Origin of the sequence: Amycolatopsis sp., assembly GCF_035276945.1 — a bacterium.
Classification (GTDB): Bacteria; Actinomycetota; Actinomycetes; order Mycobacteriales; family Pseudonocardiaceae; genus Amycolatopsis_E.
This window is the reverse complement of sequence record NZ_DATELF010000185.1, coordinates 95,183-120,605: the sequence shown is the minus strand read 5'-3', so window position 1 is coordinate 120,605 and position 25,423 is coordinate 95,183. Positions and strand designations below refer to the sequence as shown.

19 protein-coding genes are annotated in these 25,423 nt (G+C 69.6%); 11 read left to right on the top strand and 8 right to left on the bottom strand.

From position 1 onward, the window contains the following. Positions 1-356: 356 nt before the first annotated feature. Positions 357-2,723 carry an ATP-binding protein gene (locus VJT49_RS34710; RefSeq protein WP_324169234.1) on the top strand — a complete coding sequence of 789 codons (2,367 nt, stop codon included), beginning with the start codon at positions 357-359 and terminating at the stop codon, positions 2,721-2,723. A gap of 270 nt (positions 2,724-2,993) precedes the next feature. On the opposite strand, the gene VJT49_RS34705 is transcribed toward VJT49_RS34710, so the two are convergent. Further along, the gene (locus tag VJT49_RS34705; protein WP_324169233.1) at positions 2,994-3,227 is read right to left on the bottom strand and encodes a hypothetical protein; all 234 of its coding nucleotides are present in this window, start codon (positions 3,225-3,227) and stop codon (positions 2,994-2,996) included. Between VJT49_RS34705 and VJT49_RS34700 the strand changes: the two genes are divergently transcribed. After that, positions 3,226-3,429, top strand: coding sequence for a hypothetical protein (locus tag VJT49_RS34700; RefSeq protein ID WP_324169232.1), 204 nt, complete (start codon positions 3,226-3,228; stop codon positions 3,427-3,429). The genes VJT49_RS34705 and VJT49_RS34700 overlap by 2 nt on opposite strands. A 529-nt stretch (positions 3,430-3,958) precedes the next feature. On the opposite strand, the gene VJT49_RS34695 is transcribed toward VJT49_RS34700, so the two are convergent. Beyond that, on the bottom strand, positions 3,959-4,537 hold the full coding sequence (locus VJT49_RS34695; RefSeq protein WP_324169231.1) for a helix-turn-helix domain-containing protein: 579 nt from the start codon (positions 4,535-4,537) through the stop codon (positions 3,959-3,961). 80 nt (positions 4,538-4,617) lie between these two features. Here VJT49_RS34695 and VJT49_RS34690 point away from each other — a divergent pair, with 80 nt between their 5' ends. The 4 genes from VJT49_RS34690 to VJT49_RS34675 all read left to right on the top strand — a co-directional run bounded on the left by VJT49_RS34690 (position 4,618) and on the right by VJT49_RS34675 (position 7,005). After that, positions 4,618-5,484 carry an SDR family oxidoreductase gene (locus VJT49_RS34690; RefSeq protein ID WP_324169230.1) on the top strand — a complete coding sequence of 289 codons (867 nt, stop codon included), beginning with the start codon at positions 4,618-4,620 and terminating at the stop codon, positions 5,482-5,484. 73 nt (positions 5,485-5,557) lie between these two features. Continuing rightward, on the top strand, positions 5,558-5,875 hold the full coding sequence (locus VJT49_RS34685; RefSeq protein ID WP_324169229.1) for a hypothetical protein: 318 nt from the start codon (positions 5,558-5,560) through the stop codon (positions 5,873-5,875). Continuing rightward, positions 5,815-6,042, top strand: coding sequence for an OsmC family protein (locus VJT49_RS34680; RefSeq protein WP_324169227.1), 228 nt, complete (start codon positions 5,815-5,817; stop codon positions 6,040-6,042). The genes VJT49_RS34685 and VJT49_RS34680 overlap by 61 nt, the downstream gene beginning before the upstream one ends. Positions 6,043-6,567: 525 nt before the next feature. Then, a complete protein-coding gene (locus tag VJT49_RS34675) occupies positions 6,568-7,005 on the top strand; it encodes a hypothetical protein (RefSeq protein WP_324169226.1) in 438 nt (145 codons plus the stop codon). Positions 7,006-7,152: 147 nt separating this feature from the next. On the opposite strand, the gene VJT49_RS34670 is transcribed toward VJT49_RS34675, so the two are convergent. Beyond that, positions 7,153-8,085, bottom strand: coding sequence for a LysR family transcriptional regulator (locus VJT49_RS34670; protein ID WP_324169225.1), 933 nt, complete (start codon positions 8,083-8,085; stop codon positions 7,153-7,155). A 134-nt stretch (positions 8,086-8,219) separates the two neighbouring features. Here VJT49_RS34670 and VJT49_RS34665 point away from each other — a divergent pair, with 134 nt between their 5' ends. Then, positions 8,220-9,494, top strand: coding sequence for an MFS transporter (locus tag VJT49_RS34665; protein WP_324169282.1), 1,275 nt, complete (start codon positions 8,220-8,222; stop codon positions 9,492-9,494). Between the two features lie 544 nt (positions 9,495-10,038). Here the strand turns inward: VJT49_RS34665 and VJT49_RS34660 are convergent. Together VJT49_RS34660 and VJT49_RS34655 are read right to left on the bottom strand one after the other, a co-directional pair. Beyond that, on the bottom strand, positions 10,039-10,887 hold the full coding sequence (locus VJT49_RS34660) for an alpha/beta hydrolase (protein WP_324169224.1): 849 nt from the start codon (positions 10,885-10,887) through the stop codon (positions 10,039-10,041). After that, positions 10,887-11,378 (bottom strand): ester cyclase, encoded by a 492-nt coding sequence (locus tag VJT49_RS34655; RefSeq protein WP_324169223.1) that lies wholly within the window; start codon positions 11,376-11,378, stop codon positions 10,887-10,889. Before VJT49_RS34655 ends, VJT49_RS34660 begins: the two co-directional genes overlap by 1 nt. Positions 11,379-11,525: 147 nt before the next feature. On the opposite strand from VJT49_RS34655, the gene VJT49_RS34650 reads away from it, so the two are divergent. From VJT49_RS34650 to fxsT, 4 genes are all read left to right on the top strand, one after another. Then, positions 11,526-12,317 (top strand): helix-turn-helix transcriptional regulator, encoded by a 792-nt coding sequence (locus VJT49_RS34650; RefSeq protein WP_324169221.1) that lies wholly within the window; start codon positions 11,526-11,528, stop codon positions 12,315-12,317. Between the two features lie 441 nt (positions 12,318-12,758). Continuing rightward, positions 12,759-15,500, top strand: coding sequence for a hypothetical protein (locus VJT49_RS34645; RefSeq protein ID WP_324169220.1), 2,742 nt, complete (start codon positions 12,759-12,761; stop codon positions 15,498-15,500). A gap of 25 nt (positions 15,501-15,525) precedes the next feature. Beyond that, a complete protein-coding gene (locus tag VJT49_RS34640) occupies positions 15,526-15,942 on the top strand; it encodes a hypothetical protein (RefSeq protein WP_324169219.1) in 417 nt (138 codons plus the stop codon). Positions 15,943-16,051: 109 nt separating this feature from the next. After that, positions 16,052-18,517, top strand: coding sequence for an FxSxx-COOH system tetratricopeptide repeat protein (fxsT, locus tag VJT49_RS34635; protein ID WP_324169218.1), 2,466 nt, complete (start codon positions 16,052-16,054; stop codon positions 18,515-18,517). Here fxsT and VJT49_RS34630 read toward each other — a convergent pair whose 3' ends face one another. The 3 genes from VJT49_RS34630 to VJT49_RS34620 are packed head-to-tail and all read right to left on the bottom strand — an operon-like array spanning position 18,518 to position 25,214. Continuing rightward, a complete protein-coding gene (locus VJT49_RS34630) occupies positions 18,518-19,615 on the bottom strand; it encodes a hypothetical protein (RefSeq protein WP_324169217.1) in 1,098 nt (365 codons plus the stop codon). It abuts the gene before it with no gap. Next, positions 19,612-21,297, bottom strand: a complete 1,686-nt coding sequence (locus tag VJT49_RS34625) for a CHAT domain-containing protein (RefSeq protein ID WP_324169216.1) — start codon at positions 21,295-21,297, stop codon at positions 19,612-19,614. Before VJT49_RS34625 ends, VJT49_RS34630 begins: the two co-directional genes overlap by 4 nt. A 14-nt stretch (positions 21,298-21,311) precedes the next feature. Then, positions 21,312-25,214: a CHAT domain-containing protein gene (locus VJT49_RS34620; RefSeq protein ID WP_324169215.1), complete on the bottom strand. Its 3,903-nt coding sequence runs from the start codon at positions 25,212-25,214 to the stop codon at positions 21,312-21,314. Positions 25,215-25,423: the final 209 nt, after the last annotated feature.

The window sequence follows — 25,423 nt, the reverse complement described above, 5'->3', positions numbered from 1 at the left end:
ATGAGGCGCTACTGATGTCGTACACCAATGAGCCTGCCCTCAAGGCACTCGGCATGTTTTGCGAAGAAGCCACAGAGATCTAGATCAGCGCCGCGGCCGCGGCTGTCGAAGACAGGAGCCGGGGAGCCGAAACATTGCCCGGCAGCACCCCGAAGTCACCTTCGGATTCCGGTCGGTGGAGGGTGATCTTGCCCAGGTCCCAGGTGTGCGGCGTTGTTCTGCTGTATGTCGTTTCCGCTGTTGGTGGCGGGGTGGGAGGCGTAGGCTGCGGTGGTTCGATTGTTCCGGGAGCCGCGATGAAGACGGACAGTCCGCCCCGGAGGGTGCCGGTGGGGCGGTGCGAGGAGGCGGCAGCAGTGACGAGCCCACCTGCGAGGCAGGGTGGGGGCAGGCTTCCTGCGGACGTCACGAGCTTCGTGGGGCGGCGGCGGGAGCTGGCTGAGGTCAAGCGGCTGCTGTCGGACTTCCGGTTGGTGACGTTGACGGGTGTGGGTGGGGTCGGCAAGACGCGTCTGGCACGGCGGGTGGCCGCGGAGGTGCGACGGGCGTTCCCGGACGGGGTGTGGTTCGTCGATCTGACCACGGTGGGTGATCCGGATCTGCTGAGTCAGGAGATGGAGGATCCTGAGCTGCTGGCTTACCTGGTGGCGTCCGAGGTGGGGTTGCGCCAGCAGGCGAGAAGCGCTCCGCTGCAAGCCCTGGCGGAGCATCTGGCGACGCGCCATCAGCTGCTGGTGCTGGACAACTGCGAGCAAGTGATCCCGACGTCCGGGGTGATAGCCTCGATGCTGCTGATCGCGTGCCCGCGGCTGCGGATTCTGGCCACCAGCCGCGAGCCGTTGAACGTCTCGGGTGAGTCGGCGTTCACGGTGCCGCCGCTGCCCACGCCGAATGCCGGGCGGAGGCCGACGCCGGCTGGGTTGCTACAGTGCGAATCGGCCGCGCTGTTCGTGGCGCGGGCCACCGCCGCCGACCCGGGTTTCCGGCTGACCGAGGACAACGCGCGCGCGGTGGCCGGTATCTGTCAGCGCCTCGACGGTGTCCCGCTCGCGATCGAACTGGCGGCCGCCGGGCTCCGGGCGCTGAGCCCGCAGCAGATCCTGAACCGGCTCGCCGACCGGTTCGCCCTGCTCACCCGGGGCAACCGCGCCGCACCGAACCGGCAGCAGACCCTGCGGGCCTGCGTGGACTGGTCGTTCGAGTCCTGCACCAAGCAGGAGCGCCTGCTGTGGAGCCGGCTGGCCGTGTTCACCGGTGGCTGCGAACTCGACGCCATCGAGGGCGTCTGCACCGACGAGCACCTACCCGAAGCCGATTTGCTGGACGTGATCACCGGGCTGATCGACAAGTCGGTCCTCAGCCGGGAAAGGGACGACGAGGTCACCCGCTACAACATGCTGGAAACCATCCGGGCATACGGCTTGCAGCGGCTCGCCGAGTCCGGGTGCCTCGAGGCGGTGCGCCGCCGCCACCTCGCCTGGTACCAGCAACTGGTGGCGCACGTGCAGGTGGAGTGGGTCAGCGACCCACGGGGATACTGGATTGATCGCCTCCGGCGAGCTCAGTCCAACCTGCGCGGGGCGATGGACTTCTGTCTCGGCGAGGCCGACGAACCGGAGGAGGCCCTGCGGCTGGTGACGGCCCTGCCGTGGCTGGAGTGGTGGTGGGGGCAAGGTGGGTTCGGTGAGGGCCGGCGGTGGCTGGAGCGCGCCCTGTCCAGGACCCAGGCGCCGAGCGTGCTGCGCGCCCGCGCGCTCCTGCTCAGCGCCGACCTCTCTCTCGCTCAGGGTGACACCGGCACCGCGATGCCGTTACTGGAGGAGGGAGAGCGGCTCGCGCGGCAGTTCGAGGACTGTACGGCGATGGCCTGTGCCGACGGCATTCGAGGGGCGTCCTTGTTATTGGGCGGGGATCCGCGGGGCGCGATCGAAGCGCTGACACGGGCCCGGGACACCCTGGTGACCGCGCCTCAGCCGGATGTCGACCTGCTGCTGATAACGCTGGCCTCGCTCCTGGTAGCGGCCGCACAGATCGGGGACGCCGAACTCGCCGATACCTGCCGCGCGGACCTGCTGGCGATCACCCGCGGTGGACCCGCGCTCCAGCAGACGATGTGGTCACTCGGCCTGACCGCCTGGACCCAGGGCGACCACGACGAAGCCAGCCGGTGCGCGGAGGCCTTCCTGCGATTCACCAGAAACCACGGGGTCAGCGATCAGTTCGGCGCCGCATCGGCACTGGAGGTGCTGGCCTGGGTCGCCGGCAGCCGGCGACGGTACCGCACGGCCGCGACACTGCTGGGTGCGGCCGAAACCCTGCTCGCCGACGCCGACACGTCCGTGGCCGCCCTCCCGTACCTGATCGGCTACCACCATGTCTGCGAACAGCAGGCTCGGGACGCCCTCGGACGGGCCGCCTTCGAGGAGCACAGCCAAAAAGGACGAACAGCGTCCTACGAGGACGTCATCACCTACGCCCTCGGCGAGCACCCCGCCGCCTCGCCGATCACCACGGAAGACCCGCGGACAACACTCACCCGCCGCGAACGCGAGGTGACCGAACTCGTCGCCCACGGACGCAGCAACAAGGAGATCGCCGAAGCCCTCGTCATCTCCCAGCGCACAGCCGAAACCCACGTCCAGAACATCCTCACCAAACTGGGCTTCACCTCTCGCACCCAGGTGGCCGCCTGGTTCGCCGCCCAGCACACCGAGGAGCACTGAACTTCGCCGGACCGTGGACCCCAGACCGTGGACCCATGTCGCGCCCCCGCGCGTTCGGTTGGATCAGGGCAGGATGACCGAGGTTTCTGAGCCCGAATTCGCGCCCACCGCCGACGTCGGCAATGCGATCGCGACAGCGGGTGGCCGAGCAACCGAACCGCTGCTGGTCTACGCCGACCACGGACTGGTTTACGAGCGCGGAAGGCTGAGTCCGGCCTGCGCTCAACCAACGGCTCTCGTGCGGTGCACCGCCCTGCGGTTCGACGTGCTTCACAGGACCGCCACCACCCGGATGCAGGCCTCGACCGCTGTTTCTCTGGTCGCGCGATCGACGCTATGACGGACACACGGGACACGCTGGGCGTCGTCATTGGACAGATCGACATCGCCAGGACATACACGCTCACCTCGACAACGGTTCACGCCTTCACTTTCGAGATCGAGCAGGTCGATTCGGCGGTCAAGCTGACCGTGCTCCACGACGGCTTCGAGGGCGAACGCCATGCTCCAGGGCGTTCGCGACGGCCGGCCGAAGATCCTGACCAAACCGAAGACCATGCTGGAAAAACAGGGCGGCGACGACGCCCGGGCATCCGCCGCCACCGCCAGAATTCCGACGGCATTCCACCCCGGCCACCGGGTGGAATGCCTGGGTGGCGCTGAGGGTAGTGGGGTGCTTGTGCGTCAGCGCCTCGTGCTTCGGTGAGTCACGGGCGTGCCGCCAAAGCGGCGATGACGCAGGAACGGCTCGCCGAGAAGTCCGGAGTCAGCGAGCGGACCATCCCCGGGCTGGAGACCCGCACGGACGAGAACTTCCGGCTCGATACCGTTCGGCTGCACGCGGACGGTCCGAACCTCACGCCGGACGAACGCCGCGAACTGATTCACCCAGCGCGTCATCGGTCTGTCCACTTCGGAATCCCACGACAGCCTGCGCATCCTGCAGGCGTACGTCACCCGGCCGGAAACTGCGCGCCGGCGGGTCGGCGGTCGCATGCTCTGACCATTCGGTCAGCGTACGTCGTCATCGGATTCCCCCTTCGGACGATTTCCAACCAGGCTCGCGCAAGGCCGCGAAGCAGCGGGCGCGCGCCGCCCCTCATCTCCTCTATGGACAGACGAAGCCGGTCCCCAAGGATCGACCCACCTGGGCGCGGAGGCCACAGGGTCCATATGCCGAACGCATCCCGCTTCACCGGCGGCGGCTGGCTCGCCGCGATCTCGACACGCAGTGTCTACAATGGAGGTTCAGGTGTCACCGCGCGCAGGCCGCGCAGCGCGAGATCGAGCAGGCGGTCCGCCTGTGACGAGGAGACCTGCTCTCGCGTCCAGGCGGCCGCGTTCGTCACGGCCAGGACATCCTCGGCAGTGACCTTGGCGCCGATCGTCCCGCGTGCGTTGTCGACCAGCCGTTCGGTGATGCGTGCCATCCGCGCGCACTCGGCGTGCAACTCCGAAGCCTCATCGCCAAGAGCGTTCACGAGGAATGTGGCCAGCCCGCGGTAGGCGGCGGCGTGCGCGGCCACGGCGCGCATCCACGTCGCCAGCGCATCGATCGCCGACCACTCCCCCGGCAGCGAGTCTCCCAGCTCGAACAGCGAGTCGTGGCGGGCGCGAAGCAGTGCGGCGGCCAGCGCCTGGCGGCTGGGGAAGTGCGCGTACAACGTGCCGATCGACACCCCGGCCTCCCGGGCGATCCGCTCGAGCGAGGCCTCGACGCCGTGCTCGCGAAAACCCTCATCCGCCGCCGTGAGCAGCCGCTCCCGGTTGCGGCGGGCGTCGGCACGCATCCGGCGAGCACCCGTACCAGCCATCACTGCCACCCCTTGCTAACTCGAGGACCCCTCGATATCTTAACGCGAGACACCCTCGATTTCCGTATCTGGAGGAGTTCGTGATTCTGGTAACCGGGGCCACTGGTTCGATCGGGCGCGATCTGGTGCGGCGGCTGACCGCGGACGGCGTGCTGTTCAAGGCTCTCGTCCGCCGGGCCGAGCAGGGACGAGAGCTTGGCTGCCCCTTCGTCGTCGGAGACTTCGACGAGCCCGGTTCGCTCGCAACCGCGTTCGACGGGATCGACCGGCTGTTCCTCAACAGTTCCGGGGCGCTGCCGGTCCGGGGCGAGCAGCCGATGGTCCGGCACCAGCGCGCACTCATCGAGGCGGCCCAGCGCGCGGGGCTAACGAAGATCGTGAAGATATCGGTCTGGCGGGCACGGGAGGGCGGCAAACTCGCCGAAGGCGCGCACTGGCACATCGAGGAGTTGCTGAAAAAGTCCGGGATCGACTGGTCGGTGCTCCAGCCCAGCGGCTTCATGCAGAACTTCGTCAGCGGAACCGGATCGTTCACCGAGGACGGCAACCTCATCGGGGCCTACGGCGACGCCCGCGTGTCCTACGTCGACTGCCACGATATCGCCGCCTGCGCCGCGGTGCTGCTGACCGACCCGGGCAACACCGGTCGCAGCTACGTCGTCACCGGCCCCGAGGCGCTGAACCACACCGAAATCGCCGCCAAACTCACCGCCGCATTCGGCCGGCCGGTGCGCTACGTCGACCTGCCGCCCGAACAGTTCGCCGCCAAGCTGACCGCGCGGGGCGTGCCCGCGGATTTCGCCACGGACGTCGCCGCGCTGTACGCCGAGGTGGCCGCCGGCGCGCTGGAGGAGACGACCACCGCCGTCGAAGACCTGACCGGGCGCAGGCCCCGCACGTTCGACGAGTTCCTCGCCGAGCACTCCTCGCGCGTGTCCACGTCCTGAGACGGGTCGTGCTCGCGGGCGCGGTGCCTCCAGACTCTCGGGGAACATCACGGCTTTTGGGGAGGACGGTCTCATGCCCGCGACCGACCTGCCGGTGGACAACGGCGTCAACGTGGAGGCTCTGCTCGGCGCCCGCGACGCCCTTGCCGGCACTCCGGAAATCGCGAAGTTCACCTGGCGCGCGGTGAACTCCTGGGTCAAGGGCACCCACAGCCGGTCGAGCGTGGAGACCTTCTACGGCTTGGGAGGCGAGCAGCGGCACAAGACGACTTTCGAGTTCGACGCCGACCATCCCGAAGTGTTCGCCGCCGAGGGCAACGGTGCGACCCGGTGGAGTTCGTGCTCGTCGCTCTGGGCAGTTGCCTCACGGCCGCCGTGGCGGCGGTGGTGAGGCAGCGGCAGATCCAGCTGCGTTCAGTGCGGGCCACCATCGAGGCGGACTTCGACCTGCACGGCATTCTCGGCGCCGACCCGGATGTGTGGAACGGCTTCAGCGACGTGCGGGTCACCTACGCCATCGACGCCGACGCGGCCCCGAGGAGATCTGAGGAGATCTGAGGAGATCAAGGCCCTGGTTGCGGAGTCTCAGAAGCGGTCGGCGGTCCACGACGTCCTCACCAATCCCACCAGCGTCACGGTGGACGTGGCCTGACCAGAGCCTGCCGTCGGTCTACCCGGCCCGGACTCTCCCCCGCTCCTCGACTCCGCACGCCGGCCCGAGCCCGCCCGCACCTGACCCGGCACTCCACCGTGGCTGGGAAGAAATCTTCGGTCACGCGCAGCCGCCGCGGTTCGCGGCTCATCCGATCGTTCGACTGTTGGCCGGGTGATCCTCGCCCCGGCACTCCCGGCAGGTATCCATTCAGCTCCCGGTCCGCGTGTTCGCGGCGCGATCACGACGCTTTGTCGCCGCGTCAAAATGTTGCGAGTAATCCGCTTACCGAATTTGAGCGTGTAACGGTGAGCACGGACCTGACGACATCAAGCCGAACTGAGGCATGGTCTCGTTACTAACGGCGTTGACAGGGAGTCGAACATCTGATGCCGCCATTCGGGCGAGGTTTGCGAGAAAGGAATTCGGCGATGTTCCAACTGGAGATCGGACCAGGGGCCCGGGGGTCTCTCGTGGAGACCCTCCACAAGCTCAACGACGTGGCGGGACTCGTGATCACCGTCCAGGGTTCTGGCAATGTCGACGAGACGATCGGAGACATCGTGGGGGTGGCCCCGCGTCTCGCCGAGGACCACACTGTGTCCGCCGACGGCTTGATCGTCAGCCGCGCGGGGAGCTACCGGGTGTTGTGGGGTGTTGTCAGCTGGCCAGGTGGCAGCCTGGCGATGCTGACCCCGCTCGCCGGACACGAAGGGCAGGAGATCGGCGACTGGACGCGCCACTTCATGAAGGAGGTGCTCGACCCGGTCCGCGCCTTGTCCGGCCGCGGCTACTCGATCGGCGGTGGCGGCAACGGACAGGTGGGTGAATCCGAGTTCGCGCAGGCGTTCAGGGAAGCGTACGTCTGAGCGTTCGGTCTCGGTGCACCCGAACCGACCGAGGGCGAGAAGTTCCCGTCATTACCGCCCGGCGGTGACCCACCTCACGACTGACCAAATGCGGGTCGAGGACGGGTGTCCGGGGCTTGTCCCGGCTTGTCCCGGCTTGTTCGGGGCTCAGCGTGCCCAGCCTGGGGTCCATACGTCATCGCTGGATGTCGCCCGGTACCTGGTCCGGAGGTACTCGAGGAAGTTCGCGAGAACGGGGTGTGGATTGTCCGCTCGCCAGATCACGGAAAGTGGATAGACCGGGGTCGGGTTGACAACGGGGATCCGGCGGAGGTCGTAACTTTCCGGCCAAAGGTATCGCGAGCCTTCGCCGACGAAGGTGGCGAGCCTGGTCGAGTCAGCGATTTCGGCGATGAGCGCTTCGACGCCAAAGCTCGGCCCGATCGTGTCGATGGTGAGCCCGAACGCTTGCGCCAGATCGTCGTAGTAACCCATCGGCTCGGCGTCGGACATGCCGGGCATCCAGATGGGGTGGTCGGTGAGTTCGGTCAACGTTACGGTCTTGGCGTTCGCCAACGGGTGCCGTGGGCCGACCAGCAGTTCGTGCCGGTCGTCGATGACACGCGCTGACCGGAGCCCGGTCGGGACTTTGCGGGCGGAGGCGCGTAGGGATCGGAAGGTGGCGTCCAGGGTGCCGGCGCTGATCTCGGCCAGCGCCGACGCGGCGTCAGCGTTGGCCAGGGCGACGACATCGAGCTCGATGCCGGGGTGCTGCTGGTAGAAGGCGTGAAGGACGTTGGAGGGTGCGATCCTGCGGTTGACGACATCGATCCGAAGGGCCCTGCGCCCTGGCGTCACGGCCGCCGTGGCGCGCTCGGCGGCGCGGAGAAGTTCGCGCGCATGGGGCAGCAGTGCTTGCCCGTCGACGGTAAGCCGGACGCCCCTGGCCATCCGCGCGAAGAGCTGCACACCGAGTTCCCGCTCCAGGGTGGCTACTCGTTTCGATGCTGCCTGCTGCGTGACTCCCAGATCGTCGGCAGCGGCTTGGAACTGGCCGGTCTCGGCAACGGCGACGAAGGTACGAACCGCATCGAGATCCATGAGGCAGAACCTACTCGCACAACGATGGGTTGTGACACGCCGCTCGGCCTGTTGTTGGTGCCGGCGTCCCTCAACCGGCTTCCATCTCCCCTGACAGCAAAGGGTTCCCTGAGGGGTGAAGCGGAGTGCCGAAGATGTGGCGGAGGGTGCGCCTGGGCCGGTCGTTCGGGTGGTTGTGGGCCGCCTACGCGGTCAGCGCCTACGGGACCGGGCTCGGGTTCGGAGCGTTTTCGGTCGTTGCCATCAAGGTCCTGAACGCCAGTTCGGCGGAAGTGGCGGCCTTGTCGTCATCCGGGCTCGCGATCGGGGCGCTGCTGGCGGTCCCGCTCGGACCGTGGATGGAGTTTCGCGCCAAGCGGCCGGTCATGATCGCCATGGACGTGGTCCGCTTCGCGGCGTTGACGTCCATACCGCTCGCCTACTGGCTGGGCACGTTGTCGTTTGCGCAGCTCTTGGTGGTCTCCATCGTCGCCGCGGCAGCGAAGATCGCGTTCACGGCCGCCAGTGGCGCCTACCTCAAGACCATCGTCCCCGCCGACGGGCTTCTGGTGGCCACCAGTCGTTTCGAGTCGACCACCTGGTCGGCCACGGTCATCGGCCCGCCCGTGGGTGGCGCCGCTATCGGGCTGTTGGGGCCGGTGACCACCATTGTGGTCGATGCGGTGAGCTACCTCCTCTCGGCGCTCGGCATCGCCGCGATCAGGAAACCCGAGCAGCCCCCGAAGCCGAGGACGACCCGAACGCGTCGGCGGAGCGACATCGTCGAGGGGTGGCGTTACATCCTCACCCACCACACGCTGCGCCGGTTCTTCTTCAACGTCATGCTGGTCAACGGGCTGATCATGGCTACGGAGCCACTCTTGTCGGTGCTGATGCTCTCCCGCCTGGGGTTCCCGGCCTGGGAGTACGGGCTGGCGTTCGCTGTCCCGTGCGTCGGTGGCCTGATCGGGTCACGAATCGCCCGTCGCGTCGCGTCCCGCTGTGGCGAACAGACGGTGCTACGGGTCTGCGGCGCGCTACGTGCCTGCTGGCCCCTTGGGCTCGCGTTCATCCGGCCGGGCCTGGCCGGGCTTGTGATCGTGATGGTCACCGAGCTCGGGCTGATCATCTGCGCGAGCATCTTCAACTCCGTCTTCGCCGCTTACCGGTTGAACAACACCGCTACCGACCGCCACGCCCGGGTGCTCGCCGCCTGGTCGATCACCACCAGCACCAGCACCGCCGTGGTCACCGTGTCGTGGGGTCTCCTGGCACAACTCACCAGCCCGCGCGCAGCTGTAGCACTGGCAGGGGTTCTGCTCCTCGGCACGCCGTTCCTGCTGCCACGGCAGGTCACCACGCCAGAACCGGCCGGCCCGATTCCGCCGAATGAAGAGCCGGTTTTCCCCGGCGACAGGGCACGAGCATGACCCACGACGACATCGTCGGCGACCAGGGGGTGGCAGGCCCGTGACCCCGGCGATTTCGTCGGCGATTCGCTCCGCGATCACGGGCGGGGGCTTGTGGGTGGTGTCGAGGGTGAGCAGTGGATGGAAATGGTGCAGGGCAACGCCAGATCCCCCCGAACCGGCCAACCTCCGCCCACCTCGGCGAAACCGCCGCTGCCGCGCATACCGGACTGGAACGCGTCGGCAGCAGCCACTTACCTCTGCGGCATGGACCATACCGGCCTTTCCCGGTGCCCCAAACCTCACTCGAATACTGGGAGATCTTCAACTCGTCCAGCACGACAGTGCGCAACAACCGGAATTGCCGTCGAGGAAGGGCAAGGGATCGCGCGATCTTCTTGGCCGCGCACGGCGTCAACGTCCACTTGGCACAGTTGCGCGATCGGCCGCCGGCCCGGTCGTGTAATGCGGGGACGAGGACTCCCAAGGAAGGAATCGCGCAAAGTGGGCGAGTAGCGGAGGCGTCCGCGCGGAAGTGGCCACGGGCGCCTCCGTCACCGAACTGTCAGCTGGGCAGGCAGTCGTCCACGAAGGTGCGCAGGTCGGCGTTGAACAGGTCCGGCTGTTCGAGGAACGGGGTGTGCCCGGCGGCCTCGTAGACGTGCACTTGAGCGCCGGGCATCAGGTCGGTCAGGTGCGACGACGACGCCGGGCGAATGATGCGGTCAGCGGTGCCGTAGCCGATCGTGGTGGGTTTGCCGAAGCCTCGCCACACCTCGTCGTTGTCCTGCTCCCGCGCCAGCATGCCCGCCCGCACGTCCGGGCGTACGGACAGTGCCGCACCCAGGCGCTGGTCGGCTTCGGCGACGGGCCAGGCGTCGTTGCGGCAGAGGCCGACGAACTCCTTGCAGGCGGCCAGCGAATCGTCGACCTCGGTGGACAGCAGGCCCGGGACAAGACCGAGGAAGGTCTCGCCCAGCAGATCGAGCGCCTCCGCCGTGCCGATCTTGCGCAGCGGAGCGACCAGGAAAGCACCTGCGATCTTGTCGCTGCCGTAGCGATGCAGGTAGTCCGCCGCGACCATGCCCGCATAGGACCACGCCACCAGGATCGCGCTGCGCAAGCCCAGGTGCGTCAACACCGCGTGCAGGTCGTGCGCCCAGGCGTCGGGGTCGCTGTAGCTACCGTCGCGGGGTTCGTCGGATCGCCCGTGCCCCCGGAGATCGACCGTCACCGTCCGCTGCGCCGGGGCGATGGCCGCGACCTGCCGCTCCCAAATCAGGCCATTCGACGACAGGCCGTGCAGGAAGACCACCGCGGTATCGCGCTCGGGCCCGTACTCGGTGACGTGCAGCCCGCAGCCGCCGTGCCCGGCCACCCTGTGCTCACGGACCGCCAGTGGAGTAGACAGCATCACTGTGCCCGCGCTTCCTCGGCGAGCCCGATCCCCGCCGGGCCGTCCTCCCCGCGCATCTGCCGCAGCACGGTCTCGGTGTCGAAGTACACGCGTTCGGCGAGCAGCTTCCCGGCCTCGTCACCGTCGCCGAACAGATAGAAGGCGGCGAGTTCGAACGTGATCGGCCGCCCCTGCGGGGCGATCCCCAGGAATTCACCCTGATGAGTACCGGTCAACGTGACCTCGCGGATGGAACACCCGGGCACGTCGTACTCATGGGTGACCGTCAGCGTGAAATCCGGCACCGCGGCCTCGAAGGCGGTGTAGAAGTCCTGCACGCCGGAGAACCCCGAGTACCGGGTGGCGAACGGCATGACGTCGTACCAGGCTCGCTCATCCTGGATGAACGTGTCGTACACCTTGTCCCAGTCGTGCTCGTTCTCCCCCGCCATGTGCTGTGCGACTGTGTCCCGCTGCAGCTTGATGCGCGCGTCGTCGGTCAACGTCATTGTCGAACCCTTCCTCCTCGGTGCCGGCCTTGGCGGAGACCAGCGTGAGGCACGACCTGAGCTGCGACAATGGTCAAAAGGTGGAACACCTGGGCCGCCGTTCGGGGATACGATGGGCGCTCCGGGGAATCGGTCGAGGTGGATGTCATGTTGAGCGCACAGGACTACCGCGGGGTGCTGGACGTACTGCGGACCTGTGCCGAGGCCGACGGCACGGACGACGATTTCCGCGCCGTGGTCCTGCGCGCGATCTCCGAGCACCTGGGCTACGAACGGTTGACGTTCTTCCTGGGCCGGCACCCGGCAGCCCAACTCGGCTTGCGCAGTCCGGTGACCGTCGGCCTTCCCTCCCCGCTGATCGACCGCTACCTGGCGAACTACGCGCCCGACGACGTGTTCGCGGCCGGCCGCGCGCGCGGTCTGCTCCGCCTTCACGGTATGGCGTGCCTGCCGGAGCTGCTCGACGCCGCGCTCGCCCCCACGCAGGACGCGTACGCGGACGAGTTCCTGAACGGCAACGGAATCACCGACAAGGTCATGGTGTGGTTCGACACCGGCCTGCCCGTCCATGGTTTCCTGGGCGTCATCGCCACCGGTGAACGCGCTTTCGACGAGCGCGACCGTGCCCTGCTCAACGAACTCCGGCCCCACCTCACCTACCTCCTGCGGACCCACCTGCGCCAGGCGGGCCGGGTCGACACCGGTCCGCTCACGGTCCGCGAACACGAAGTCGCACGCCTGGTGGCCGACGGTTGGTCGAACCGCGCCATCGCCCGCCACCTCCGGATCGGCGAATGGACCGTCAAAAAGCACGTGACCCGGGTCCTGACCAAATGCGGCGTGCGGTCCCGCACAGAGCTCGCGGTGGTCTGGCACGGAACGAACCAAGCCGGTGAGATCGCCGTCGGGCAGCGACCTCACGGGCTCCCGGTCGCCTGACCACGGGAGGGCCCCGGCCGGATCGTAGCGGTCGTAAAAGCCGGTTTCCAGGTGTCGTGCCCGGCATCAGACGGTGAGCAAAGCGTCGATGGTGGTTTCACCGCGACGAACAAAGATCCGGCGCTTGCCGACCGCCCGCTGACCGAGTTGTCCGAAAAGGACGGAATCGCCAGCACTTGGCTACCCGGTGAAGGGACCGGTGTCACGCCCGCCAGAACACCGTGCGTCGCCGCTGGTCGTCGCGAACATCGATACGGGACACGATGACAGGCCGGGTCACGATGCGGCTGCGTGCTGTAACACCCTCGCGGAGCCGGCGACCCAGTGGTTGCTACAGGTTCAGGTTCTGTCGGGTCAGGCGCGCCGCCAGGAAGACGGCCGTCCCGAGCCTGGCCCACGGCCACTCGGGCTGCTGGTGTGGAAAATGGCGGGAGGAGACACGTGACCGATCCAGGCACAGCCGTGCATGTCGGCGGGGACGTGCGGGGGCAGATCGTGGTGGGGGACAACAACGTCACGGTCTGGGCCGAGCAGTCCGTGGTCACCGTCGTGTCCGGCACGCGGCGCCAGCCGAGCCGTCGTGACAAGGTTTTGTTGCTGCCGCGAGGGTCCACGCAGCCGATCGGCCGTGAGCGGGACGTGGACGCGGTGCTCCGGGCGGCCGCGAACGATCGTCTGGTCCAGATCTACGGCCCGGCCGGGTCCGGCAAGAGCACCCTGCTCCGACATGTCTGCACCGCGGACGGTGGCGACCGGACGGTGTTCCTCTCCGCCGCCGGCCGGGATGTTTCCGATCTTCTCCAGGACGCCTTCGAGGCGTGCTACGACACCGACGGATACCGGCCCGGCCCGGTGGAACTCCGGCGGTTGATGGCTGAGGTCGACGTCCGCCTGTGGCTCGACGATCTCAACGTCAGCGGCGAGGAACGCGACACCTTGCTCGACGGCGTGCCGGCCGCGTCCGTGGTGTTCACGTCCGTGGACCGGGCGGCTTGGGCGAACGGCCGGTCGCTGCAGTTGAACGGGCTCGATGCCGAGTCCGCACTCGCACTGCTGGTGCGCGCGCTGGGCCGGCCGTTGAGCGAGCGCGAACAGGTGACGGCCCTGGATCTGTGGCGAGTCAGCGCCGGTTCGCCGATGGCGTTGCTGCGCGCGGCGGCCGCCGCGCGGCCCGGCGAGGACGGCCGATGCGTACTGCCCCGGCCCGGCGAGCTCGCCGACCTGCTCCCCCGCCTGGTGACCGCGATGAGCCCCGCGGCCCAGGACGTTGCCACCGTCCTGCTGCTGGCCGGTCCCGCGGGTGTGTCCGCGAACGTGCTGCCACGGCTGGTCACGGACGCGGCCACGATGCCCGGAGCCCTCGACGAATTGCGCCGGCTCGCCCTGGTGCTCGATGCGGGCGGGATGTTTCAGCTCGCGCCCGGCGTCGAGGCCGCACTTCCGGCCGAACCGGACGTGGCCCGGTTGACCGGTATCGCCACGGGCTTGCGCGAATGGGCTGGGTCGGCGGAGACCCCACCGCCGGCGGTCGCCGCCCACACGTCGTTGATCGCCGCCGTGGTCGACGCGGCGGTGTCGGCGAACCGTCCGGAGTTGGGAGCGAAACTGGCGAAAGCGGCCGCCCCGGCGCTGGCCTGCTCGATGCGGCTGGGTGCCTGGGGCCGGATCCTCGGACGGGGCAAGGTGGCCGCCGAACGCGCCGGCGACCGGTCCATCCTCGCCTACCTCACGCACGAGGACGGCGTCCGCAGCCTGATCACGGGGAAACGCGCGGCCGCGGTGGCGGGGATCGGCGCCGCGGTGGCAATCTGGCACCAGCTCGGCGCAACCGCGCACCTGGCGCTGGCCAAGCACACCCAGGCGGTCGCGGGGCACGCCATCGCGCAACTCGGCACTACCGCCGCCCCGGCGCACGCCGCGGCCCAGGGCCTGTCGCAGGCAGCTGGTGGTCACCTCACCGCCGGCGCCGGGCACGGGGTCGCGGTCACGGCCAAGACAGCGGGAGTGGGTGCGAAGGCAGGGGCCGGGCTGGCCACCAAACTCGCCATCGCCAGCGCGGCCACCGTAATCGTCGGTGGTGGCGGGTACTTCGCGGTGACCGCCATCCTCCCTGCCGATCCGTCGCCACCAGCCAGCAGCGTCGTCGCGGCCGCACCACAGCTCACCAGCGCACAACTGGCCCAGGCCCTCCTGCCTGGCCAAGGCTTTCCGGCCGGATACCAGGTCATCCCCAGGTGCCAGACCGACTGCGCCGCTGCGCCGTCCACCCCGCCCAGGCATTCCGACACATCCGATCTCGCCACCATGACCTGCACCGACCCGCTGCCACCACACCGCCCGCTGTTCCCGTTCGCCTTCGCCTCCGACGGGTTCCCCGCCGGATTCGGCGAGACGGCCTTCGCCGGGGACGAACAGGTAGCCTCCGACGCCTCCGACGCCACCGACGCGCTCTCGCGCGGGGTCGACGACAACCTCATTTTCGACCAGGCGATCTACCAGTTCGCCACGGCCGCCGCGGCGACGGACTTCTTCAACGGCGTCCGCAAGGTCATGACGACCTGTACCGACGCCACGGGCAAGCCGACCGGCGCGACAAGCACGGTCGACGGCCGCCCGGCGATCATCGCCGACCCGATCGTTCTCCTGCGGGCGACCGCCGCCGCCGGCAACGTCGACTTCTACAGCACCATGGCGCCGTACTACGTACTCGACGGCAGCTACGTCTACGCTCTGGCCCCGGGCGCCGGCCGCGACATCGACCCCGCCCCACTGGCGACGATGGTGCCGAACCTGCCATCACTGGCCACCAAGCTCATCGCGAACATCGCCCGGCTCACCAGTCGGACACCGGCCGTGGGAGCCGGGCAGACACCCACGGCCACCAGCGCAACGGCCACACCCGCGGGCGATGGGGAAAGCGTCGTCAGGGCCTACGTCGCGGCGATCAACGCCAAGGACTACGCCCGGGCGTGGGCGCTGGGCGGCAAGAACTTCGGCCAGGACTTCGACACGTTCAAGGCCGGGTTCGCCGGGACCGACCACGACGACCTGACCGTCCGCGCCGTCGACGGCGGCCAAGTCACCGTCGACCTCGTCGCCACCCACACCGACGGATCTCGGCGGACGTTTCACGGCACCTACACCGTGACCGGCGACACGATCACCGGCCGCAACATCCGTTAGACGCCCGAACCGAAGGAAGGACTCGATGCCAGAACCCGAGCCCGGCCGGATCACCGTGCACGTCGGCCACGACCTCTCCGGGCAGATCGTCGTCGGCAACAACAACGTCACCCGGTCCCACACACCTGCCACGGCAGTGACCGGCGAAGAACGCGCCGAGCTGAGCACACTGCTCGACCGGTTGCGTGGCCTGGTCGCCGCCGCGGCCGGCGACCAGGCCGACCCCGCGCTGGCGAAGCTGGACGAACTCGGCGAAGCGATCGACGCCGAGACACCCGACATCGCCACCATGGAGCACGTCCACGGCTGGTTCACCCGCAAAGTCACCGCACTCGCCGGAGCCGTGCGAGACCTCATCCTCCACCCCATCGTCGTCAAACTCGTCGCCAGCGCCGGAGACACCCTCGCCGCCGAGTTCCAACGCCGATTCGGTATCGGCTAACCGCCCACACCCGCCCGACTCGCACCTCGTGCGAGTCCCCACCGGCACCGCCGGGTGCCGGGGCCGACACGGTGAGTGGGTAAAGTGTCGCGGGGAGGCCTGCCCACAGGTGAACGCGATCTTCGTGAACTTCCGCAACGGCGACGACAACTACGCCGCCGGAATGCTGTATCTGGAACTGGTGGCGTCCTTCGGCGAAAATCGTGTCTTCCGGTCGACGGACTCGCTGCGGCCGGGCGAGGACTGGGAAACGTCCATATTGGACAACGTGCGCGGCTGTCAGGTGTTTCTCGCGGTGATCGGCCGGGGCTGGCCGAACGCCAGCGACGACCACGGCCGGAAACGGCTCTGGCAGCGCGGTGACTGGGTGCGCCGGGAAATCGCGCTGGCCCTGCGCGAAGGCAAGGAAGTCATTCCCGTCCTCCTCCACGGGCGGGAACGCCTGAAAACCGGCCAGCTGCCGCCGAGCATCCGCGAACTGGCCAAGCGGCAGAGCGTCCGGCTCGACCATCGCCGGCTCCGGGCCGATCTGGCCGCGCTGATCGACGACCTCGCGCGGCGGCTGCCCGCGCGTGAGGCTGGGCAGCCGCCACCGGCCCGGGCAACCGCACTACCGGTGCGACCGTCGGGCGCCGTTCACCGTCGCGACCTGCTCGCCCGGATCGAGGACACGATGGCCGGAAGCCCTTGTCCCGTCGTGGTGCTGCACGGCAGGCCAGGAGCCGGCAAGACGCAGCTCGCCCTCGAATACGCGGACCGGCACCGGGAGGAGCACCACACGACCTGGTGGGTGTCCGCAGCGCATCCCCAGTTGGTCACCGAGCAGCTTCGCGAGCTCGCCCGGTTCGCAAGCGCCGAAGCCGAACCCGAACCACTGTTCGGAAAGCTCAACGACGGGGGCAGGTGGCTCCTGGTCCTGGACGGGGCCGACGACCCGGCGGCCGTGGCGCGGGTGCTCGCGGCCCGCCCGGACCGGGTGCTGATCACCTCGCGAGACGGCCGGTGGGCGCCCCCGGCGACCCTCGTCGGCGTTCCCGGGTTCAGCAGGACCGAATCGGTGGCGCTGCTGACCGGCTGTCTCGGCGACCTCGACCCCGCCGAGGCGGGCGAACTGGCGGAAGCGCTGGACGACCTTCCCCTCGCCGTGGCGCAAGCCGCCACGTTCCTCCGGGGTTCGACGCTGACCGCCGGCCGCTACCGGGCACTGCTGGCGACCCGCACCGGCGAGATGCTGGACCGCGGCATGTCCGCCGGCCACCCCCGTTCGCTGGCCGGTGCGTGGTCCCTCGCGCTGGACTCGTTGCGGTCCACCCATCCCGCCGCCGCGGAGCTGGCCCGGCTCTGCGCGTTCCTCGCCGCCGCGCCCGTCCCGGTCGACCTGTTCGAAACCGCCGCCCCGTCACTGGCCGAACCGTTGCGTTCGGTCGCGGCCGACCCGATCGCGCTCGACGACGCGGTGACGGCCGTCGCCAGGTCCGGCCTGGTCGAGGTCTTCCCCGCCCAGCTGCGCCCACACGCGCTGTTCCAGTCATACCTGCGGGATGTCATGACCGCCGAAGAGGCCACGGCGGCCAGGGAAACCGCGCGTACGGTGATCACCGCGGACCATCCGGGGGATCCGCGATCATCCAGTTCCTGGGCTCGCCATGCCGCCCTCCTGCCACATCTGGCGGCGCTCGAATTCCCGCGCTCCACCGATCCCCGCTGCTGCCGGCTCCTGCTCGACGCGTCGCACTACCTGGTCGTGCTGGGTGACGCCGGCACGGCACACGACCTCGTCTCCGCCGCGCGCACCCACTGGAGTGCCGCGCTCGGCGAGGAGCACGAAATCGTGGTGGCGGCCACCAGTCACCTGGCCCGCGCCTGCTTCCAGCTCGGCCGGTACCCCCAGGCCCTGGCTTTCGACAAGCGGGTTTTGGCGTACCGGCGCCGGGTGCTTGGTCCGGACCACGAGGACACCCTGGCCGCAGCCCACGACGTGGCGGCCGACGCGTGGGCATTGTCGAGTCGGGACAGCATGCCCATGCACGAGGACGTGGTCCGTCGCCGCCGCGACATCCTCGGCCCGGACCACCCCGACACCCTGCGCTCGGCGCACAACCTGGCGGTGCAGCTGCGGGCCGCGGGCTCGCTGGAGGAGGCACGGGATCTGGACCGGGACACGCACTCCCGGTTCCGGCGCGTGCTGGGTGACGACCACCCGGACACGATGCGGTCCGCGCGCGCGGTCGCGGTCGACCTGCGCCTGCTTGGCCGGCCGCACGAAGCCCGCGTCCTCGACGAGGACACCTTGACGCGCCTGACGAGGGTGTTCGGCCAAGACCACATCGAAACCCTGCGCTGCGCCAACGGCCTTGTCCTCGATCTGCGGGCGCTGGGCGCGTGGGAGGAAGCGGACCGGCTGGACCGCGACAACCACGCCCGCCTCCAGCGGCTCGGCCGTCAGTCGGGGTCGCGGATCATGGTGGATTCGCCGTCTCCGGGGAACTCGGGGTCGGGTACCCAGCGCTCGCCGTCGGAGACCTCCACCGCGCCGGTTTCGGTGAACCGCCGTTCCCCCGGCGGGCCGACCTGATCATCCTCCGGTTTGGCCATACTCTTCTCCCGTACCGAACACCCGTCCGAGCAGCTTCCTGAAATCAGGGGAATGCCAGTAGGCCGAGTGGGTCCATATCCCCCAGCGCGCCAGGTGCGGCACCACCTCGTCCCGTGGCGCCGCCCCGTCGTGCAGCAGGTATCTACCCGCGGTGACGAACGCGAGCGGGTCCAGCGGCTCCCACACGTTCGTCCAGGCCGCGACCGAGGGCGGCAACCGCACGGGGCCTGCTCCGTTGTGCGGCGCCACCTGGCCGCCGCGTGGATCGACAAGGTGGAACAGCGGCCACTGGCTGCCGAACGTGACCAGGCTCCGCACCCACAGCGGGTCCCGCCCGGTCGCCAGATCCATCGCGATCACGCCGCCCAGGCTGTGCGCGAGCAGCCGGACCGGTTCTCCTTCGCTGCCAGCGCCGGGGCGCACCGCCTGGATCACGTCACGAACACGCTGCTGGATCGACGTCTGGTGCCGCTGGTACACCAGCACGTCGCCGAGGAACCGGGCGACACCGGGAAGCAACCGGATCCGTACCGACGAGTTCAGCCTGCCCAAAACGGACGTCTGGGTGGCGCCGACCATCCGGTCGAACCGCACCAGCCAGCGACGGACGAGCGCGAGGTCGAACTCGCGCACGAACTCGCCGTCCGCCGTGTCCGCGAAGATTTCCGCGAGTGCCACGCCGAGCTCGGTCAGCACCGCATCGTCGGCCTCCGGCAGGTTGTCCGCTTCCGGCCAGTACGCCTCGACCTCGGCCATCAGCAAGCCCAGCCGCCGGGAGGACGCGGCGTCGCCGAGCCTCTCGCGGATGCCGTCGGCCACCACGTCGAGCGCACGGTCGGCGGCCGGGCCACCACGGGTGCCGGCCCGTGGAAGGGTCGCCTCGCCGCGAACCTCGGCCGGCACCCGGACCGCCGGCACGACCGACTGGACATCGGCTTCCTCGGCGGCCAGGTCACCCCAGTACACGGGTTCCATCGGCAGGCCGGTGGCCGCCGCCAGCGCGGCGACGAGCGAGCGGAACACGGCCTCCCTCCCCCGGTTGCCGACCCCGTGCAGCACGAAGACCGTGTCCGTCACAGCGCGTCCGCCCGTTCGACGGTGGCCGCGGGATTCCCGTAGATCGTGTAGGCGAGCCAGGTGGGATCGCCTTCGTCGGCCATGACGGCCGCGCGCGCGGTCGTCGACGCCTCGCCCAGCGGCTGCTTCCGGCTGATCAGGGCGTCGTAGAAGGACTCGGCGAACACCCGTGCCGAGGACGACCGGACCGCCCACAGCGCGCCGACGAACGCGGCGGCGCCGGACCGCATGAACCGGGTCGCCCACCCGCTGGTGCCGGTGAGCGTGGCGACTTCGCCCGCGCTGCGGCAGGCGTTGACGAAGACCAGCGGCCCGGCCTGTTCGAACGCCCTCCGCTGCACGGCCCGGTCGAGGTCGGAGGGGCGGAACGGGCCGCCGTCCAGCGACACCGTCGAGCCGGCACCGGGCCGGAAACTGTTGTGGCAGGCGAAGTGGAGCAGGTCGAAGTCCCCTTCGTCGATGAGCTCGCCCAGCCGGCGGCACTCGGCGATCACGCCCCGGTCGGCGACCGCCGGGCCGACCTTCCGCCGGATCGCGGCGATTTCGCCGTCCGCCTCCGGGGGCGAGTCAGGCGGCACCACGTAGCCGGCGTTGGACAGCCGGAGCCGGCGCGGGTGATGGTCCTGCCCGGCCACCCTGCGCACCACGGGAAACCGCTCGACCAGGAACTTCCCGCTGTCGTGCTGGGCGGTGTAGAACAGCTCCCACGGGCTGGTGTCCAGTTCGCTCATCACCGAGAACGACGTGATGGCGGGCAACTGGTCCCAGAACTGCTCCTGGATCGCCGGCGGAACGACGTCGGTCCACATCCCGGCGCCGAGGTTGACCAGCCGGCGGTGGACGAGCTTGGGGTCGTCGAAGACGGGCTTGTTCCCCACCAGGTTCCGGATCTCCGCCGCGACCTGTTCCACGACCGTCGTGACGTCGGGACCGGACCGCCGCGAGATCACCCGCTCGTACGGCGTTTCGCAGACCAGACGGAAGGCGTAGCCTTCGGCGCAGGCCGACACCTCCATGGTCACCTCACCCGGTTCGCGTGCTATCTCCCGCAGCTCCGCGGTGCGCACGCCGGGATGCTGGGTCGGCGCCCCGTCCTCGACGGAAACCTCGGTGCGGAACTCGCCGAGGCAGGTCCCGCCGAGAAACGCCCGCACGGTGACGGTGTGCAGGCCGGGCGCGACCAGCGTGAAGGCGAATCGCAACTGGTCGGAGTCGGCGCCCACCGGAACCACGAGGTCCTGGTCGAGATCGCCGAGCCCCTGCAGGCCGGGACCCGCGGACACGCTGATGTTCACGGTCTCGGGCTTGGCGAGCACGAACGGCTTCAGCGGCGCCGAGCTCCCGTCGGCCGGGGCGCGCACGATCTGCACGATCAACGGGATCCGCGCGCCGAGCGAAGCCTGGCCGGGAAAGTCGACGGCCAGGTAGCGCTGCGCGGCCGTCTCCGGCCGCGCCGTGACCCGGTACTCGCCGCGGCGGAGGTCACGCTGCCTCCTGATCCACCTCTTCAACGCCGCGTGGTCGGTCAGGATCCGGCGCAGTTCCGCCTTCGCCTGCCCCGGCGGCAGGGCCAGCGCGGCGGCAAGCTCGACCTCGACCGCCGCGGCCGCGTGACCGTCGAGCAGGACGCGCAGATGCGGCGCGACCGCCGCCGCCCATTCGCGCCATTCGATTTCGTCCACCGTGCCTCCCGTGCTCAGACGCCGATGTGCTGGAACGCCGCCCACCGGTGGATCGGCGACTCGTCCCGGTCCGCCTCCTCGCGCAGCGAAAGTTCGTCCTCGAAGTGCTCCAGGACCTCCGCCGGCAGTCCCGGCATGGTCCGCCACATCGTCAGCTTGTCCTCGTTGGTGCTGTCGCGAATCCACCGTTGCGCCTGCCGTAACGCCTCCGCCGGCTCGTCGCCGTCGAGCCACCGCCGGTAGAAGTCGGTCATCGTCATGGCCGTGGACAGATCGTGCACCGCCCAGCCGGAGGCGACCACACCGGCCGCGCCGGCCTGCAACAGTCCCGTCGGCAACCCGAGCACCTCGTCCGGCAGTTCGGTCCCCGGCATGGCGGTTTCACACGCCGAGAGCACGGCGAGCCGTGCGTCCACCTTCAGCGCCAGCAGGTCCCGCAGGGTCAGGCGCGCTCCCCCGGCCAGCACCAGATGACTGTCCAAAGGGGACACGAGGTCCGCGAAACCGTGGCAGGCGAAGTGCAGGACCTCGGCGGAGGCCAGTTCGGCGCGGACCCGGCCGGCCGTGGCGTCCTCGCCGGCCAGTGCCACCGGCCCGGCGGGCAGCGCGGTCGTGACGGCGTCCGCCTCCAGCCGGGCGAATTTCAGCGGCTCCATGCCCTCGGGCAGCGGCTGGGGATCGGCCACCGCGAGCAGGCGGCGGGATCCCACGCGGGCCGCCCGCTCCCGGGCGGCGGTGAGCGATCGCGCGTTGGGAACGTAACTGATCGCGGCGAGGTCGATCGCGTACCGGCGTCCGGTCACAGTGGACTCGTCCGGGCACCAGGCCGCGTGCAGCGGGAGCAGACCCAGCAGCCCGCCCGCGATCACCGTGATCTCGGTGATCTTCGTACCGGCGCCCGCCCGGCCCAGCACCGGTTCCATCGCTGCGTCCCACAACCAGCGCATGTGCTTGTCGAGTTCGGCGGCCCACGGCTCCGCGGCCGCCTCGCCGCGCGCCCGGAAGGCCCGATAGCCGTCCAGGTGGGCGGAAACCGCGGCGTACACGGCGTCCGTGGTCAGGCGGGGAAGCGGGATCGACACCACGCGGTCTCCGTCGACGACGAGGGCCAGACCGTCGTCGTCCGCCGCGGTGAGGTAACACAGCGTCCGGTCCCTCGCGGCGAGCGCGATGTCCTCGAACGTCGGTTCCGCCAGGAAGTCGCGATGGCCGGGCACCTCCCGGATCTCCGCGACGACCTCGTCGAACTCCCGTCGCGCCGCCCGGATCTCGTCGAACGGGTTCGGCTGCCCCACACGGTCCTCCCCTCTTGTTCCGGCCAGGTCGGCCGAGTCGAGGGCGAGTGCCTCGGCCAGCACCCGCGCCCGGTTCTCTTCCAGTGCCAGCACGGCGTCCTCGCTCGTACCGAGCCGCACGGCGGTCACCGCGCTTTCCACCGCCAGCCCCGTGGCCTGACGAAGCCAGGTTTCCTTGTGTGCCAACCGGTTCTGTGTGGTGAACAACAGGTTGACCGCATTCCGGCCGAACCGGTGCGCCCGCGCGGCCCCGGCCCAGTCCTGGCGTTCCATCGCCCACCGCCCCCAGTTACGTGCCGCCATCAGGCTCCACCGCGCGTCGGTCTCCGCGCCGAGCGTGCAGGCCGCACGGTAGGTCTCGGTGGCCTCGGCGAGGTCGGCCGGATCTCCGTGCAGGTGGTACCGGGCGGCGACGGCCACCGCAAGGTTGTTCAACCACCGGGCACTGCCCGACGCGGTTACGTCGCTGTGCGCCAGCACCTCGCGAAAGGTGTCTATCGCGGACTCGAGGTCGCTTTCGTCGCGATGTTCCGTCCAGCGATGCCAGCGTGCGCCCGCGAGGTTGGCCTGGACACGGGCCCGGCCGGGCGTGGATCCGGGCAAGGCGGTCAACGCGGCGGTGAAGGTCTCCACGGCTTCGTCGAGCAGGGCCGGATCACGGCCGGTGCGGTAGCGGTCGACCAGGCAGTTGGCCAGGTTGTCCAGATAGGTCGCGCGGGCCGGAGCGCTCGGCGGGACAAGGCCCAGCGCCCGCCGGAAGGCCACCGTCGCCTGGTCCAAATCGGACTCCGATCCGGTGTGCTCGAACCTCACCCGCAAGGCGTTTCCCAAGTCGTTGACCAGTCCTGCCCGCGCGGGAGCGTTCGGCGGCGTCTCGGCCAGTGTTTCCCGATACTCCGAAAGCGCTTCCTCCAAGTGCTCGAGATCGCCGCTTCGTTCGAACTTCTCGAGTAGCAGGCCCGCGTGGTTGGGCGAACCGGCTCCGGCCTGCCCCGTCTCCGCGCGCAACGTCGCCGCCCGCACGAAGGTCCGGATTCCCTCGTCGAGATCGGCGGCCAGGCCTGTGCGGGCGTAACGGAGGCTCAACGCATGGCCGAGGTTGTCCAGGTACGGCGGCAACCGCGCCTTTTCTCCACAATGGACCGCCATCCGCAGGTGGCGGACGGACTCGTCGAGATCGGCGGGGTCGCCGGTGTGCTCGTAACGGTCCCGCAGGACGACCCCGTAGTCGTTGGACGCGGTGGCCGAGCCGGGCGTGCCGGTGTTCTCCGGGGCGCCGGCCACCGCCGCAACAGCCTCGACGGAGGCGTGCAGATCGGCCGGATTTCCCAGCGCGTACCAGCGGTGCGCGAGGGCGGCACCGAGGTGCCGCAGCCGCCCCGGGCGCGCCTGGTCCGCCGACGGCGTCCGCCGCGCGGACTGCCCGGCCACGTCCACGGCTCGGTGCAACGAATCGAGATGCCCGCCGTGCCGGTACCGTGCCAGCCACGCGGAAGCCAGGGTGTCCTGGCACAGTGCCAGCAACGGGGCGCCGTCCGGCAGGCCCGCGACGGCCCGCTCCGCCGCCTCCACGGCCAACTCCAGGTCGCCGGACCGGCCCTGCCGCTCGTACCGGGTCAGACAAGCCAAGGCCAGGTTGTTGTCGCGCACCGCACGGGTGTGCGCGGAGGGCTCCGACCCCGCCCTGCGGTAACACTCGATCGCCCGGTCGATGTCGGCGACCTGCACGGTCGCGTCGTAGCGGGCGCGCAGGGTGTCGCCAAGGACGCACAGCCGTCGCGGCAGGTCCGCCGCCCCGGGCGGGCTGAGCCGGACCGCGCGCTCGGCGAGCTCCACGATGTCGTCGAGATCCACCGACCGGTCCCCGAGGTCGTACCGGTCGTGCCACGCGCCCGCGAGGTTCGCCAGCCGCATCGGTAGTTCGGGAGCACCTTCCGGGGTGTGGTCCACCGCCGCCTGAAACGCTTCCGCCGCACGGGCCAGGTGCTCGTCATCTCCCGACCGTGTGAACATCTCCAGTGCGCAGCCGCCGAAGTTGTTGTGGAACAGCGCGAAGTTCTCGTCTTCGGGCGACACACGGGCGACTACTTCCTCGTGCAGTCGGCACGCCCGCCACAGGTCGGCGAACGAACCCGACACGGCGAACCGCTCGGCCAGGACCAGGGCCAGGTTGTCCTGGTACACCAGTCGGTCCTGATCGTCTTCGACGGTCCGGCTCACCGACTCCTCGAGCACGTCGCACGCCTCGCCGAGCGCGCCCGGGTCGGCGAGATCGCTGTGGCACAGGCGCAGGCAGTTGCCGAGGTTGTTCAGGAACGCCGGGTCGCGGTCCTGCCGCACGGCCTCCGTACAGGCATGGCGGGCACGGCGGAGATCTTCCCCGTCGCCGCACACCTCGTACCGGTCAAGCAGTGCGTCACCCAACTCCGCGAGGTGATCGGCTCGTGGATCGACCGCGACCACGGCGTCCCACAACCGCACCGCCCGGTCAGCCGCCGCTGCCGCACCCGTGCGCGCGTAGTCGGCACGAGCGGCGTCGGCCTGGCGGATCACCTCGGCGCGGTCCGGGGGCACCGCCCCCACATCCCCGCTGAAAACTCCCTCGAAATCGGCTCCGGGCACGCCGTCATCCTTCCCTCCATGTCCGCGGATGTCGCGCGGGCACGCGCCGCGCCCATTTATTGTCCATGGTTTGTCAACCGGGCTCCGGCGTGTCCACTAATTGCCCGGCGCGGATTCTGACGACATTTTTTACTACTCGCCGGTAGGACTTGCCGGATCGATTCCCGATGAACGAGAGTGCTCCGTCGGAGCTTGCCCTCCATTGTTTT

Coding starts and splice junctions, on each gene's coding strand:
- VJT49_RS34700 (WP_324169232.1), top strand. CDS start 3,226: ATGCTCCAGGGCGTTCGCGACGGCCGGCCGAAGATCCTGACCAAACCG.
- VJT49_RS34705 (WP_324169233.1), bottom strand. CDS start 3,227: ATGGCGTTCGCCCTCGAAGCCGTCGTGGAGCACGGTCAGCTTGACCGC.
- VJT49_RS34695 (WP_324169231.1), bottom strand. CDS start 4,537: ATGGCTGGTACGGGTGCTCGCCGGATGCGTGCCGACGCCCGCCGCAAC.
- VJT49_RS34685 (WP_324169229.1), top strand. CDS start 5,558: ATGCCCGCGACCGACCTGCCGGTGGACAACGGCGTCAACGTGGAGGCT.
- VJT49_RS34675 (WP_324169226.1), top strand. CDS start 6,568: ATGTTCCAACTGGAGATCGGACCAGGGGCCCGGGGGTCTCTCGTGGAG.
- VJT49_RS34670 (WP_324169225.1), bottom strand. CDS start 8,085: ATGGATCTCGATGCGGTTCGTACCTTCGTCGCCGTTGCCGAGACCGGC.
- VJT49_RS34665 (WP_324169282.1), top strand. CDS start 8,220: ATGTGGCGGAGGGTGCGCCTGGGCCGGTCGTTCGGGTGGTTGTGGGCC.
- VJT49_RS34660 (WP_324169224.1), bottom strand. CDS start 10,887: ATGCTGTCTACTCCACTGGCGGTCCGTGAGCACAGGGTGGCCGGGCAC.
- VJT49_RS34655 (WP_324169223.1), bottom strand. CDS start 11,378: ATGACGTTGACCGACGACGCGCGCATCAAGCTGCAGCGGGACACAGTC.
- VJT49_RS34650 (WP_324169221.1), top strand. CDS start 11,526: ATGTTGAGCGCACAGGACTACCGCGGGGTGCTGGACGTACTGCGGACC.
- VJT49_RS34640 (WP_324169219.1), top strand. CDS start 15,526: ATGCCAGAACCCGAGCCCGGCCGGATCACCGTGCACGTCGGCCACGAC.